This window comes from Streptomyces sp. NPDC096310, assembly GCF_044763125.1.
GTDB lineage: Bacteria > Actinomycetota > Actinomycetes > Streptomycetales > Streptomycetaceae > Streptomyces.
Genome location: NZ_JBIWFO010000001.1, coordinates 129,497 through 143,245, shown reverse-complemented (window position 1 = coordinate 143,245; position 13,749 = coordinate 129,497). Strand labels below are relative to the sequence as shown.

Below are 13,749 nucleotides of genomic sequence, written 5' to 3'. Positions count from 1 at the left end.
CACGGCGCCCCCGCCGCCCGCGCCGCTCGTGAAGGAGTGACAGCTCATGTCCGCAGAAGCGACCTCCCCGTCGGCCGTCGTCGGCGCCGAGCCCCTGCCCCGTCAGGACGAGGTACTGACCGAGGCGGCCCTCGCGTTCGTGGCGGAGCTGCACCGGCGGTTCACCCCCCGCCGTGACGAGCTGCTCGCCCGCCGCGTCGAGCGCCGCGCCGAGATCGCCCGTACCTCCAGCCTGGACTTCCTGCCGGAGACCGCGTCCGTGCGTGAGGACGACACCTGGCGGGTCGCGCCGACGCCCGAGGCGCTGAACGACCGCCGGGTGGAGATCACCGGCCCGACCGACCGCAAGATGACGATCAACGCACTGAACTCCGGCGCGCGGATCTGGCTCGCGGACTTCGAGGACGCCTCCGCGCCCACCTGGGAGAACGTGGTCCTCGGCCAGCTCAACCTGATGGACGCCTACCGGCGCGCCATCGACTTCACCGACCCGCGCACGGGCAAGTCGTACGCCCTCAAGGACGCGGCCGAGCTCGCGACCGTCGTGATGCGTCCGCGCGGCTGGCATCTCGCGGAGCGCCATCTCACGGTGGACGGCGAGCCGGTGCCGGGCTCCCTGGTCGACTTCGGGCTGTACTTCTTCCACAACGCCCGGCGCCTGATCGAGCTGGGCAAGGGCCCGTACTTCTACCTCCCGAAGACGGAGTCGCACCTGGAGGCCCGCCTCTGGAACGAGGTCTTCGTCTTCGCCCAGGACCACGTGGGCATCCCACAGGGCACGGTCCGGGCGACGGTGCTGATCGAGACGATCACCGCCGCCTACGAGATGGAGGAGATCCTTTACGAGCTGCGCGACCACGCCTCCGGGCTCAACGCGGGCCGCTGGGACTATCTCTTCTCGATCGTGAAGAACTTCCGGGACGGCGGCGCCAAGTTCGTCCTCCCGGACCGCAACGCGGTCACCATGACGGCGCCGTTCATGCGCGCCTACACCGAACTCCTCGTCCGCACCTGCCACAAGCGCGGCGCGCACGCCATCGGCGGCATGGCGGCCTTTATCCCGTCCCGGCACGACGCCGAGGTCAACAAGGTCGCCTTCGAGAAGGTCAGGGCCGACAAGGACCGCGAGGCGGCCGACGGTTTCGACGGCTCGTGGGTCGCCCACCCGGATCTGGTGCCGATCGCCATGGCCTCCTTCGACGCGGTCCTGGGCGACCGCCCGAACCAGAAGGACCGCCTCCGCGAGGACGTCTCCGTCGCAGCCGGTGACCTGATCGCCATCGACTCCCTGGACGCCCGCCCCACGTACGAGGGGCTGCGCAACGCCGTGCAGGTCGGCATCCGCTACATCGAGGCATGGCTGCGCGGAATGGGCGCGGTCGCGATCTTCAACCTGATGGAGGACGCGGCCACGGCGGAGATCTCCCGCTCGCAGATCTGGCAGTGGATCAACGCGGGCGTGGAGTTCGACCACGAGGGCACGACCCTCCGCGCCACCCCGGAACTGGCCCGTACGCTCGCCGCCGACGAACTGGCCGCGATCCGCGCCGAGACCGGCGAGGATGCCTTCGCGGCGGGCCGCTGGCAGCAGGCCCACGACCTGCTGCTGACGGTCGCGCTGGACGACGACTACGCGGACTTCCTCACCCTCCCGGCGTACGAACAGCTCCGCGGCTGACCCGGGAGCCGCCCCGGGGAGTTGCCCCGGGAAGAGGAGAGAGCGTCCGAACGGCGTTTCCCGCGATGAGTTCCGGCGGCTCCCGCGGTCTCATCAGGTATGGACACAGACAGAACGCAGGAGCCGCTCGATCTCGGTCCCGTCTGCCAGGAGGCGGCCCGGGTCGCGGGCGGTGTCACGGACGAGCAGTTGTCCGGGCCGACGCCGTGCCCCGCGTACGCGGTGCGGGAGGTGCTCGCGCATCTCATGGGGCTGACGGTGGCGTTCCGGGACGCCGCGCGCAAGGAGCTGGGGGCGACGACCGACACGCCGCCCGGTGACGCTCCGCCCGTACTGGCCCAGGACTGGCGGGAGGCGCTGCCCCGGCGGCTCGACGCGCTGGCCGCCGCGTGGCGGTCGCCCGCGGCGTGGGACGGGGACACCCGGGTCGGCGGGATCGATCTGCCGGGCGCGGTGGCCGGGCTGGTGGCGCTCAACGAGGTGCTGATCCACGGCTGGGACCTGGCGCGCTCCACCGGGCAGCCGTACGCCCCCGCCGAGGCGGGACTGCGGGCGTCGTACGGGATGCTGTCGCAGGCCGGGCCCGGGTCCTCCGACGTGTTCGGGCCGCCGGTGGCGACGGCCGGGGACGCACCGCTGCTGGACCGGGTGATCGGCCTCAGCGGCCGGCGTCCCGACTGGTCCCCGGGGGCCTGACCGGTCACGCCCCGGAAGCGGTGCACCGTCCCACCACCCATACCGGAACATCCGGGCCCCTCACGTAATCTCGGTGGCAGGCCGGTGCGCGCAGGGCACACCAGGGGGAAAGGTCCGTCACGTGATCCACGCGCTCCGCCGTACGCTGCACCGCCTCCTGCTGCCGCTCCTGGCCCTGTGCGTCGCGTGCACCCCCGCCGAAGGGGCCTCGGCGGATCTGGACGATCCGCCGAAGAAGGAGATCGCCATGCGGCTGGTCTCCAGCGCGGAGAACTCCTCGCTCGACTGGAAGGACCAGTACCGCTACATCGAGGACATCGACGACGGCCGGGGCTACACCGCCGGCCTGGTCGGGTTCTGCACCGGCTGCGGCGATCTGCTGCGGGTCGTCGAGCGGTACACCCGGGCGCGGCCGGACAACGCGCTCGTACGTTTCCTGCCGGCGCTCCGCGAGGTGAAGGGCGGCGACTCCCATGACGGGCTCGGCTCCGCCTTCACCGCCGCGTGGCGCGAGGCGGCCGATGACCCCCGGATGCGGACGGCCCAGGACGAGGAGCGCGACCGGATCTACTTCGCCCCGGCCGTGGCACGGGCGAAGACGGACGGGCTCGGGGCGCTGGGGCAGTTCATCTACTACGACGCGTATGTGATGCACGGTTACGCCGACGCGAAGGACACCGTCGGTTTCCGTACGATCCGCGCGAAAGCCCTCGCCCGGGCCGACCCTCCGGCGCGCGGCGGCGACGAGACGGCGTACCTCGACGCGTTCCTCGACGCGCGGGTCACCGCGATGCGCGGCGAGCGGGGCCACAGCGACACCAGCCGGATCGACACCGCCCAGCGCGTCTTCCTGGACGACGGCAACCTCGGTCTGCGTCCCCCGCTCGTCTGGAAGGTGTACGGGGACACGTATCGCATCGACCGGTAGCGCGCCGCCCCGCCCACGGGCGCCGGCCGGGGGCCGTCCCCCTCGGCCGGACGTTCCGGTGGGCTCAGCCGTCCGCGGCGATCCGCGCGAGCCGGCGGGCCTCGCTCCTGGTGGCGCGGGCGAGCCCGTCCTCGTCCACGGTGGTCAGATGGTTGTCCTCGACGACGGCCCGGCCGTCGACCAGGGAGAGTGTGACGGGCGCGGCGGCCCCGAGGACCAGCGCGGCCACCGGGTCGGCGATCGACGCGTGGGCGAGGGTGTCCATGCGCCAGAGCACGAGGTCGGCGAGCTTGCCCGCCTCGATGGAGCCGATCTCCTCGGCGCGGCCCAGCACCTGGGCGCCGCCGTACGTACCGAGGCGCAGCGCCTGACGGGCCGTCATGGCCCTTTCGCCGTGGGCACCGAGGCGGTTGACGAGCAGCGTGTTGCGCAGCTCGGTGTGGAGTTCGCCGGACTCGTTGGAGGCGGTGCCGTCGACCCCGAGGCCGACCGGCACCCCGGCGGCGAGCAGATCGGGGACGCGTGCGATCCCGGCCGCCAGCCGGGCGTTGGAGGACGGGCAGTGGGCGACTCCGGTGCCCGTGCGGGCGAAGGCGGCGATGTCGGAGTCGTTCATGTGGACGCAGTGGGCCATCCACACGTCGGAGCCGAGCCAGCCGGTCGACTCGAAGTACTCCGTCGGCCCCATCCCGAACCGCTCCTTGCAGAACCGCTCCTCCTCGACCGTCTCACTGCCGTGGGTGTGCAGCCGTACCCCCTTGCGGCGCGCCAGTTCCGCTCCCCGCCGCATCAGTTCGGTGGAGACGGAGAACGGCGAGCAGGGCGCGACGGCGATCCGGGTCATCGCGCCGAAGGACGCGTCGTGGTGGGCGTCGATGGTCTCCTCGGTCGCGGCGAGCGCGCCGTCCAGCGACTCGACCGCGAAGTCCGGGGGCAGCCCGCCGTCCGAGACACCGAGGTCCATCGAGCCACGGGCGAGCGTGAACCGTATCCCTGTCCGGGCCGCCGCGCCGATGATCGCGCCGGACAGGTCGCCGGAGCCGCGCGGGTGGACGTAGTGGTGGTCCATCGCGGTGGTGACCCCGCCGCGGGCCATCATCGCCAGGGAGCCGCCCGCCGCCGCGCGGACCATCGGCTCGTCGATGCGCGCCCAGGTCGGGTAGAGGGCGACGAGCCAGTCGAAGAGGTTGTGGTCGGTGGCGAGGCCGCGGGTGATCCACTGGTAGAAGTGGTGGTGGGTGTTGACCAGGCCGGGGGTGAGCAGATGGCCGGTGCCGTCGACCCGGCGGACGACCTCCGCCGTCCCGGAGGGGGCGGGGCCCGCGCCGACGGACTCGATCCGGTTGCCCGCGACGACGACATGGCCCGAGGCGTACTCGGTGTCGTGCGCGTCCACGGTCGCGATGGCGCAGTTCTCGATGACGATGCGTGACGTCGCCACGGCGGTACCTCCCACGGGCTCAGGGGCTGACGGACTGTGGAGCGGACGAACGGACGGACGGGCTCGCGCGCGGGCTCACAGGAGGGTCAGCTCCGCCGGTATCCCCGGCTCCGCCCCGTCCCGCAGAACGGTGGCCTCGATCAGCCCGTACGGCCGGTCGGCCGCGAGGTAGACCGCCCCGTCGCCGGTGTCGTTGGTGAGCCCGAAGGGCGACAGATCGGCCAGGAAGTGGTGCTTGTTCGGCAGCGAGAAGCGGATCTCGTCGATCTCGGCCCGGTGGTCGATGACCCGCGCGCCCATCTGGTAGAGGGTCTGCTGGAGGGAGAGGGAGTACGTCTCGGCGAAGGCCCGCAGGATGTGCTCCTTGGTCCGCTCGTACGAGGTGTCCCACTCCGGCATGGACTCCTCGCCGCCCGTCCAGCCGTACCGCCACCGCGCGGAGACATCGGTGGCGAGGATCCGGTCGTAGGACTCCTTGAGCGTCGTGTACTTGTCCTTGGCGTACCCCCAGAACTCGGAGTGGGTCGAGTTCAGTACGGTCAGGTCCTTGAGGCCCGAGACGACCTGCCAGTTCTCGCCGTCGAAGGTGATCCGGGCGACGCGTGTCTCCTGACCCCTGCGGACGAAGGAGTGCCGGGGCCCGTCGCCCGGATCGCCGTCGCCCGCAGCGATGCGCTCCCAGGCGTACTCCTCGATCCGGACGCACGCCCGGTGGATCGGTTCCTGGCTGGTCACGAAGTGCCGGGCGAGATGGATACCGAACCGCTCGGCCGACTCGATGCCGTACTCCTTGGCGAAGGCGTACACGGTGTTCTTGGTGGTGTCGGTCGGCAGGACATGGGCGTTGGAGCCCGAGTAGTGGACGTCGTCCATGTCCCCTTCGAGGGCGACGGAGACGTTCAGATCCTTGATGTGGTGGGTGGCGCCGTCCCGGGTGATCCGGACGACGCGGTTCTCCGCCTTGCCGTACTGGTTCTGGCCGAGCATCGCCGGGCGGCCCCGGCTCGCCGGACGGTCCTGGCCCGCCGGGCGGGAAAGGTCGGTCATCCCTAGCTCCCTCGGTATACGGAGTAGCCGAACGGGTTGAGCAGCAGGGGTACGTGGTAGTGCTCGCCCGGTGTGACGGTGAACGCGACCGCCACCTCGGGGAAGAACGGAGTTCCGCCCTCCCGTGGCGCGGGGGCGTCCGGCTCCGTTCCGGCCGGCTTCTCCCGGTCGAGGTACGGCCCGGTCGCGAAGGTGAGCCGTACCCGGGTGGTGCCCGGCGGCAGCGCCGGAAGGTCCGTGCAGCGGCCGTCGGGGCCGGTCACCGAGCCACCGAGCACCGCCCACGCGCCGTTGGGAGCGGCCTCGTCGCCCGTGCGGGCCGCGAGGGCGACGGAGACTCCCCCGGCGGGGCGCCCGGCGCTGGTGTCCAGGATGTGCGTGGAGACCGACGCGGGCGCCGGAGCCGGGCCGGGGCTGGGATCGGCGTCGGGGTCCACCGCGACCAGCCGGGAGAGCCGGACGCGGTTGATCCTGCCGAGTTCGGTGCGGGTGATCTCCCGCTCCCGCTCCGGTGTGTGGCCGAGCCTCGTTCTCAGCGCGTCCCGCATCTCCTCGGCGGTGGCGCCGGTCGCGCAGATCAGGAAGACATGGCCGAACCGTTCCTGGTAGGCCAGGTTCAGCTCGGCCATCTCGGCCTTGAGCGGTGCGGGGGCGCCTGCCATGCCGCGCTGTTCCCGGGCCGAGGCGGGGTCGCCCGGCTTCGGGCGGCCGATCGGCGGATGCCCGGCCAGGGCCGCGGTCAGCTCCGCGTCGGTGAGTTCCGCCGTCAGGGTGTCGCCGGTGGCGAGCAGTTCGGCCTCGGTGGCGTACGGGCGGCGGGCGAGCAGCGCCACGCCCCACGCCGGGCTGGCGCACACCTCGCGCAGCGCGGCCAGGGCCACGGCGTCGGGAGAGGCGTTGAACCGGGTGAGGCCCGGGGCGGGGGGTGGTGTCGATGTCACGGGGAACCTCCGTGGCAGTGCGCGGTGCTGGGCGGGCTGCGCTCAGCTAACGCGGTCCACGGCAGAACGTCAACACTTTGTTGAAATGTCGCGTGGCGGCGCGTCCGGCGCCCGTCCGGGGGAGCGCGCGAAGTCCGCAGAAACGATTGACGTGAACACGGCCACCCTCTACCTTCTGACCGATTTCCCGAACCCCGTTCGAAATACCGGCCAACCATCCCGGCCCCCCCGGCTGCGCAGCCCCACCTTCCGCCCCATCTCCCGCCCCACCGCCCGTCAGCCCGCGCACCGCAGCCGCTCACCCCGCTCCCGTACGCCACCTGGAGACCACGATGAGCGCAAGCCCCCACCCGTCCCGCCGGCTCTTCCTCGGCATGGCCGCCGCCACCCCACTGGCCGCGGCCGGGGCGCTGACCCTCGGCGCGGGTACCGCCCACGCCGCCGACTCGGCGTACGTGATGTGCTACTTCACCGAGTCCCCGAGCGGCAACGGCACCGACTACGGCCTCCATCTCGCCGTCAGCACGGACTCGCTCAACTGGATCCCGCTGAACCAGAACAACCCCGTGGTCACCCCCACCGCGGGCGCGCTCGGTCTGCGCGACCCGTTCATCCTGCGCAAGCGCGACGGCACCTTCGTGGTCATCGCCACCGACCTCAAGGGCACCGACTGGAGCTACGTCAGCCAGTACGTGCACGTGTGGAACTCCACCGATCTGCGCACCTTCACCGGTTACCACCGTCTCAAGCTGCACGACATGAACACCCACTCCTGGGCGCCGGAGGCGTTCTGGGACGCCGGACGCGGCCAGTACGCGCTGATCTACTCCGCCGTCAACAGCACCGGCCACAACGTGATCATGGTGAACTACACGAGCGACTTCCTGACGGCCTCGGCCCCGCAGGTCTTCTTCGACCCGGGGTACGACGTGATCGACGGGGACATGGCGGTCGGCGTGGGCGGCGTCAACTACCTCTACTTCAAGAAGAACCAGGCCCTGGTGGGGGCGCGGTCCACCTCACTCACCCCGGGCAGCTTCACCGAGTTCAGCACGGGCGTCGCCCAGGGCGGCACCGAGGCGCCGACCCTCGTCAAGTCCCTGACGTCGAACACCTGGTACCTCTGGGGGGACACGTACACCCCCAACGGTGTCTTCTACGCCTGGCAGTCCGCCGACCTGTCGGCCGGTTCCTGGACCGCGGTCGACCAGAGGAGTTACACGCAGCCGCTCAACTCCAAGCACTGCGGCATCACGACGATCACGGCGGCCGAGTACGACAACCTGCTGGCACGGTGGGGCGCCCCGGCCTGGAACCGGCTCAAGTCGTACAACCTCCCGGCCCGTTACATCCGCCACGCCAACAACGTGGGCCGTATCGACCCCTATCCCTTCGACCCGTACGCGGACTCCCAGTGGAAGCTGGTCCCTGGCCTCGCCGACAGCGCCGGGGTCTCCTTCCAGTCGGTCAACTACCCGACCCGCTACCTGCGGCACTACAACTACCAGCTCCAACTGGACGCCGCCGACGCCACATCGACGTTCGCGGCGGACGCGACCTTCTACCGTACGGCGGGCCTCGCGGACGCCGGCTGGTCGTCCTTCCGGTCGTACAACAACCCGACCCGCTACCTCCGTCACGCGAACTACGTGCTGCGCATCGACCCGGTCTCCACCACCAGCGAGCGGCAGGACGCCACCTTCCGCGTCGGCCACTGACGCGGCGCCCGGGTCAGCCGTCACCCTCCGGGCTCGGGGCTCCCCGGCGCGCCTTCGCCCGCTGTTCGTCGGCGTAGTTCAGGTAGTTGTAGACGGTGAAGCGGCTGACGCCGAGCGCGGTCGCCACCGTCTCCACTCCGTGCCGTACGGCGAAGGCGCCGCGCGCCTCCAGGGTCCGTACGACGGACTGCTTGGTCTTGCGGTCCAGCTCCGCCAGGGGCCTGCCGTGGCCGCGCTCCAGGGCCGCCAGAATATGGTCCAGGGATTCCGAGAGCTGCGGCAGCCGTACGGCCAGCAGCTCGGCGCCCTCCCAGGCGAGGACGACATCGTCCGGCTGCGCCTCCTCGGGTGCCAGAAGCTGTCCGCCCATGGCGTCGACCAGCGGTTTCACCGCCGCGACAAAGGGATGGTCGAGCTGCGCGCTCACCGGTCGTCCTCCCCGGCGGCCCCGGGCCCGCTCCCGATCACGTTGACCTGGAGCGAGACCCGGGTCGCGCCGGCCGCCAGCGACTCGCGCAGAAGGGTGTCCACCGCCGCCAGTACGGCGTCGGCGCCGCCCTCGACGGTGTTGCCGAACGGCCCGACGTCGACCGCGTCGAGGTGTGCCCCCTGGACGACCTCGCGGGCCACCACCGCGTGGGCGGGCGCCTCGTCGAGATCGAAGGGTTCGGTCGTGAACTCCACTCTCAAACGCACCGTACCCCCTGGCATAGGCTCTGACCTGCACATCCTCTCAGCCTTCCGGCCGAGAGGGCATAGCTGGGGCCGAGTCGATCACGCATCGCGACCGGTCGAGCTCTCCGCGAGAGCCGCTCGAACAGCTCCCACGGTTCATCGGCACCAGGTTACCGGCCGTTCATCGGTGGGGCCCCGCTCACGCGAGGCCCCGCGACGGGATCAGCCTCACGACGGGATCAGACGGTGAGGACGAGCTTGCCCTGGAGGTGACCGCCGCCGAGCGTCCGGTGCGCGTCGACGACGCGCTCGAACGGGAACGTCTCCTGCACGTGGACCCGGAGCCTGCCCTGTTCGACGAGTTCGACGAGACCTCGCAGGGCGACCGGATCGGGGTCGACCGCGATGCCGCTGAAGCGCATGCCGGCCGCCTCGTACTTCGCGGCGAGCTCCGAATCCCCCATGGCGACCGCCGTCACCAGGTGGCCGCCCGGGCGGAGCACTTCGAGCGACCGCTCGACGGTGTCGCCGCCGATCGTGTCGAGCACGACGTCGATGTCGCGGACCGCCTCGGTGAAGTCGACCGCCGTGTAGTCGATCACCTCGTCGGCGCCGAGCCCCTCGACGAACTTCCGCTTGCTCCCGCCGGCGGTCGTGATCACGTGCGCGCCGAGCGCTTTCGCGATCTGGATCGCGACATGGCCGACCCCGCCACCACCGCCGTGGACCAGGACGCGGTCGCCCTCGGTCACGCCGGCGAGGTCGACGAGGCCCTGCCACGCCGTCAGCCCGACGCTCGGCAGCGCCGCCGCCTCGACGTGCGAGAGCGGCGCCGGCTTGCGTGCCAGATGCAACGCCGGCGCCATGAGCGGTTTCGGTCCCGCTGGTCCCTTTCTCGCCGACTGCCCGGCGCGTCTGGCGGTCGAGCTGATCGCCGACAAGTGGACGGTGGTCGTGCTCTACGGCCTGAGCCGGGGCCCGGTACGCCATGGCGAGCTGATCGAGCTGATCGGCGGCATCTCCCGCAAGATGCTCACCCAGACCCTCCGGCGGCTTGAGGCGCACGGACTCATCCGCCGCCACGCCTACGCCGAGGCGCCGCCCCGCGTCGAGTACGAGCTCACCCAGCTCGGGGCGACGCTGATCGATCCGATCCACGTCCTGACCGAGTGGGCGAGGGCGAACGGCGACGCGGTGCTCGACGCGCTCGACGCCGTTCCCGAACCGGTCGCCCAGAGCGAGTGAGCCCCCGCCGGGGCACTGAGTATCCGCGTGGTCCCCGGCGGACGCTCCCTCTCCGTCGGCCTTGTCGGGGGCGTCGGGCGGGCCGTAGCCGTGGCGTCCGTCCGGCGCAATTCACCGGCGACGCCCGGCGTGGTTCGTCCCGTACAGGAGAAGCGCGGCAAGGATCCTGCCCCATGAACATCCTCCTCGTCGCCAGCGCCTTCAACAGTCTGTCCCAACGGGTTTACGCCGAGTTGTCCGACCGGGCGCACCGCGTGGACGTCGTACTGGCCACGCACGGGGACGAAGCGGTGCGTGAGGCTGTGCGCGAGATGCGGCCCGAGCTGGTGATCGCCCCGATGCTCAGGACCGCTCTCCCGGAGGATGTGTGGTCGGACCGTACCTGCCTGATCGTCCATCCGGGCCCGCCCGGGGACCGTGGTCCGTCGTCCATCGACTGGGCGATCGCCACGGGTGCGACACGGTGGGGTGTGACCGTGCTCCAGGCCGAGGCCGACATGGACGCCGGTGATATCTGGGCGACCGTACCGTTCGAGGTACCGCCCGGCAGCAAGAGCGATCTGTACCGCAACGAGGCATCCGACGCGGCGATGGCAGCGGTCCTGCTGGCCGTCGAGCGTTACGCCGGCGGCTCCTCCAAGCCCCTGGCCCAGGACGACCGCTCGGTGGAGATCGTGTGGCGTGACCCCTTCCGGCAGGAGCGCCGGCGGATCGACTGGCGGCGGGACACCACCGAGGTGGTGCTGCGGAAGCTGCGCGCGGCCGACTCGCGCCCGGGTGTGCTGGACGAACTCTTCGACGAGGAGTTCTTCCTGCACGGCGGCCACCCGGAGGACCAACTGCGCGGATGCCCGGGAGACGTACTCGCGACCCGTACGGGCGCGGTGTGCCGGGCCACGTGCGACGGGGCGGTGTGGATTCCCGAGCTACGGCGCCGGCGGCGGCCGGGCGGCCCGGCGACGTTCCGGCTCCCCGCGGCCCTGGTCCTGGGCGCACGGCTCGACGGCCGGCCCGAGGTGCCCGCGCCGCTGGAACTTCCCGCGCAGCGCCGCACATGGACGGACATCCGCTATCGGCAACGCTCTGACGTCGGGTTTCTGCACTTCAGCTTCCCGGGCGGCGCCATGAGCACAGACCAGTGCCGACGGCTGCTCGCCGCCTACCGGTTCGCGTTGAGCCGGCCCACCCGCGTCCTGGTGATGGGTGGCACACGCGACTTCTTCTCGAACGGAATCCACCTCAACGTCATCGAGGCCGCCGCCGACCCGTCCGCCGAGTCGTGGGCGAACATCAACGCCATGGACGACCTGGTCGAGGCGATGCTGCGCACGACGGACCGGCTGGTGATCGCCGCGCTCGGCGGCAACGCGGCCGCGGGAGGCACCATGCTCGCCCTGGCGGCCGACGAGGTCTGGTGCCGCACGGGAGCCGTCCTGAACCCGCACTACCGGCGGATGGGGCTGTACGGGTCCGAATTCTGGACCTACTCGCTGCCCCGCCGGGTCGGCCCCCGGACAGCGGAGCGGCTCATCACGGAGGCGCTGCCGGTCAGTTCCTCCGCAGGTGCCCGCATGGGCCTCGTGGACCGCTTGGTCCCCGTATCCCCGCACGACTTCTCCGCCGAAGTGGAGCGCATGGCCGCCGCGTTGGCGAGAACGCCCGATCTGGCGGAGCAGATCGCGGCCAAGCGGGCGAGGCGGGAGCGGGACGAGAACGTCCGGCCCCTGGCCGCCTATCGCCGCGACGAACTCGCCCACATGCACCGGACCTTCTTCGACCCGACGGCGCCGTACCACCGGCTGCGTTCGGCCTTCGTCGGCAAACTCGCCACCGGCCCTGCCCGGCCGCTCGCACGCCCCGAACACGCCCTGGCCACGGCCGTATTGTGACCGCACTCGGCAGAGCGGCCGGGTCAAAGCCGCGCTGAAACGGGCGTGCCGCGGCCGTCACGTGGTCCGTTGGCGGACGCCACCGACGCCCGCGCAATCTGCCGGAAGGGAAAAACGGGGGCGCTGAGTGCGGAGCACGGCGCTTGCGTCCTTGCCTGTGACTTCCGGAGATCCCAAAGACCTGGTCCGGCGCGGGTATGACGCGCTTTCGCGCGTTATGACGAGGCGTACGGCTCCGCCACGAAGTACCCATCGTGGGTCGCCGTCCTGAACGCGCGGCTTGAGGAAGGCAGCAGAGTGCTGGACCTGGGCTGCGGCAGCGGCGTGCCCGTCGTGCGTGACCTTGTTGCGGCAGGACACCGTGTCACAGGCGTCAACATCAGTGAGGTGCGGATCCGTCGAGCCCAGGAGCTCACGCTCAGGCCGACTTCATCAGGGCCGATGCCACCTCGGTGGACTTCCCGGACGGATCCTTCGATGCCGTGGTATCCCTCTATGCCCCGCACACCCACGCCGGTACGGTCACCGACGATCGGGGCGCGATGCGCGCCCACCGGGCCGCCCCCGACACCACCGCCGCGTCCTCACCAGCCGCCTACCGAAGGGAAACCGATGAGCAGCGACGACTTCACCCAGGACTTGGACCTTCAGCCCGAGAAGCCGCATTCCGCCCGGTTCTGGAACTACCTGCTGGGCGGCAAGGACAACTTCGCGGCCGACCAGGAACTGGGCGAGCAGATGAAGCGCGAATGGCCCGAGGCCGTCGACCTCGCCCTCGCGAGCAGGGCATTTCTCGGGCGGACGGTCCGTCATCTCGCCGCTGAGCAGGATATCCGCCAGTTCCTCGACATCGGGACCGGTCTCCCGACGGCCGACAACACCCACGAGGTCGCCCAGCGAGCCGCCCTTGACGCCCGGATCGTCTACGTCGATCACGACCCCATCGTGCTCGCGCACGCCCGAGCCCTGCTCACCAGCACCCCGGAAGGTGCGACGGACTACATCGACGGAGACCTGCGCGACCCGCGGAGCATCCTGGCCCAGGCGGCGCGGACTCTCGACCTCGACCGGCCGGTCGCGCTGATGCTGCTGTCCGTCATCGGCCACGTTCCCGATCCCGCCGAAGCCGCGCGTCTGGTACAGACGTACATGGACCGTCTGGCACCGGGCAGTTGCCTCGTTCTGTGCACCACGATCTCCACGCCGAGAGCCGACGCCGCGAACGAGACGTACGCGGCCTCGGGTACCGACCCCTACATCACCAGCACCGCCGAACAGATGGCCGCGTTCGCAGACGGCCTCACCATCCCCCCGCCCGGCCTCGCACCCATCAACCGCTGGTTCCCGGAGGGCACGACAGGTCCGGACGCCGAGCAGTGGGGATATGTCGCGTACAAGGCGGCCACACGGTGATATTCCGCACCGGCCTTAAGAACCGGCATGTGCCGTTGGCCCCGAAGGGCATGCCGACGAACCCGCGCTCTGCGGATT

General features: G+C 71.1%; 12 protein-coding genes and 1 pseudogene. 7 read left to right on the top strand and 6 right to left on the bottom strand.

What is annotated here, in order from left to right:
- Nucleotides 1–46 precede the first annotated feature (46 nt).
- The 3 genes from aceB (at nucleotide 47) to ACIQ7D_RS00620 (ending at nucleotide 3,302) form a co-directional block, all read left to right on the top strand.
- On the top strand, nucleotides 47–1,678 hold the full coding sequence (gene aceB / locus ACIQ7D_RS00630; RefSeq protein WP_403931789.1) for a malate synthase A: 1,632 nt from the start codon (nucleotides 47–49) through the stop codon (nucleotides 1,676–1,678).
- A 99-nt stretch (nucleotides 1,679–1,777) separates the two neighbouring features.
- Nucleotides 1,778–2,374, top strand: a complete 597-nt coding sequence (locus ACIQ7D_RS00625; RefSeq protein WP_403931787.1) for a TIGR03086 family metal-binding protein — start codon at nucleotides 1,778–1,780, stop codon at nucleotides 2,372–2,374.
- A 124-nt stretch (nucleotides 2,375–2,498) separates the two neighbouring features.
- Complete coding sequence (locus tag ACIQ7D_RS00620) at nucleotides 2,499–3,302, top strand: chitosanase (RefSeq protein WP_403933733.1); 804 nt, start codon at nucleotides 2,499–2,501, stop codon at nucleotides 3,300–3,302.
- A gap of 64 nt (nucleotides 3,303–3,366) precedes the next feature.
- On the opposite strand, the gene ACIQ7D_RS00615 is transcribed toward ACIQ7D_RS00620, so the two are convergent.
- From ACIQ7D_RS00615 to uraD, 3 genes are all read right to left on the bottom strand, one after another.
- Nucleotides 3,367–4,743 (bottom strand): 8-oxoguanine deaminase, encoded by a 1,377-nt coding sequence (locus tag ACIQ7D_RS00615; RefSeq protein ID WP_403931783.1) that lies wholly within the window; start codon nucleotides 4,741–4,743, stop codon nucleotides 3,367–3,369.
- A 75-nt stretch (nucleotides 4,744–4,818) separates the two neighbouring features.
- On the bottom strand, nucleotides 4,819–5,790 hold the full coding sequence (pucL, locus tag ACIQ7D_RS00610; protein WP_403931780.1) for a factor-independent urate hydroxylase: 972 nt from the start codon (nucleotides 5,788–5,790) through the stop codon (nucleotides 4,819–4,821).
- Nucleotides 5,791–5,792: 2 nt separating this feature from the next.
- Nucleotides 5,793–6,731: a 2-oxo-4-hydroxy-4-carboxy-5-ureidoimidazoline decarboxylase gene (gene uraD, locus ACIQ7D_RS00605; RefSeq protein WP_403931776.1), complete on the bottom strand. Its 939-nt coding sequence runs from the start codon at nucleotides 6,729–6,731 to the stop codon at nucleotides 5,793–5,795.
- A 332-nt stretch (nucleotides 6,732–7,063) separates the two neighbouring features.
- On the opposite strand from uraD, the gene ACIQ7D_RS00600 reads away from it, so the two are divergent.
- A complete protein-coding gene (locus tag ACIQ7D_RS00600; RefSeq protein WP_403931773.1) occupies nucleotides 7,064–8,449 on the top strand; it encodes a glycoside hydrolase family 43 protein in 1,386 nt (461 codons plus the stop codon).
- 13 nt (nucleotides 8,450–8,462) lie between these two features.
- Here the strand turns inward: ACIQ7D_RS00600 and ACIQ7D_RS00595 are convergent, their stop codons facing one another.
- From ACIQ7D_RS00595 to ACIQ7D_RS00585, 3 genes and pseudogenes are all read right to left on the bottom strand, one after another.
- Nucleotides 8,463–8,819: a helix-turn-helix domain-containing protein gene (locus ACIQ7D_RS00595; protein ID WP_403933731.1), complete on the bottom strand. Its 357-nt coding sequence runs from the start codon at nucleotides 8,817–8,819 to the stop codon at nucleotides 8,463–8,465.
- A gap of 53 nt (nucleotides 8,820–8,872) precedes the next feature.
- Nucleotides 8,873–9,145 (bottom strand): hypothetical protein, encoded by a 273-nt coding sequence (locus ACIQ7D_RS00590; protein ID WP_403931770.1) that lies wholly within the window; start codon nucleotides 9,143–9,145, stop codon nucleotides 8,873–8,875.
- Nucleotides 9,146–9,363: 218 nt separating this feature from the next.
- A pseudogene (locus ACIQ7D_RS00585) lies at nucleotides 9,364–9,987 on the bottom strand (NADP-dependent oxidoreductase); the annotation flags it as partial.
- A gap of 1 nt (nucleotide 9,988) precedes the next feature.
- On the opposite strand from ACIQ7D_RS00585, the gene ACIQ7D_RS00580 reads away from it, so the two are divergent.
- The 3 genes from ACIQ7D_RS00580 to ACIQ7D_RS00570 all read left to right on the top strand — a co-directional run bounded on the left by ACIQ7D_RS00580 (nucleotide 9,989) and on the right by ACIQ7D_RS00570 (nucleotide 13,671).
- Nucleotides 9,989–10,369: a winged helix-turn-helix transcriptional regulator gene (locus tag ACIQ7D_RS00580; RefSeq protein WP_403931767.1), complete on the top strand. Its 381-nt coding sequence runs from the start codon at nucleotides 9,989–9,991 to the stop codon at nucleotides 10,367–10,369.
- A gap of 173 nt (nucleotides 10,370–10,542) precedes the next feature.
- The gene (locus tag ACIQ7D_RS00575; RefSeq protein ID WP_403931764.1) at nucleotides 10,543–12,258 is read left to right on the top strand and encodes an enoyl-CoA hydratase-related protein; all 1,716 of its coding nucleotides are present in this window, start codon (nucleotides 10,543–10,545) and stop codon (nucleotides 12,256–12,258) included.
- 612 nt (nucleotides 12,259–12,870) lie between these two features.
- Nucleotides 12,871–13,671 carry an SAM-dependent methyltransferase gene (locus tag ACIQ7D_RS00570; protein ID WP_403931761.1) on the top strand — a complete coding sequence of 267 codons (801 nt, stop codon included), beginning with the start codon at nucleotides 12,871–12,873 and terminating at the stop codon, nucleotides 13,669–13,671.
- The last annotated feature ends 78 nt before the right edge of the window (nucleotides 13,672–13,749 follow it).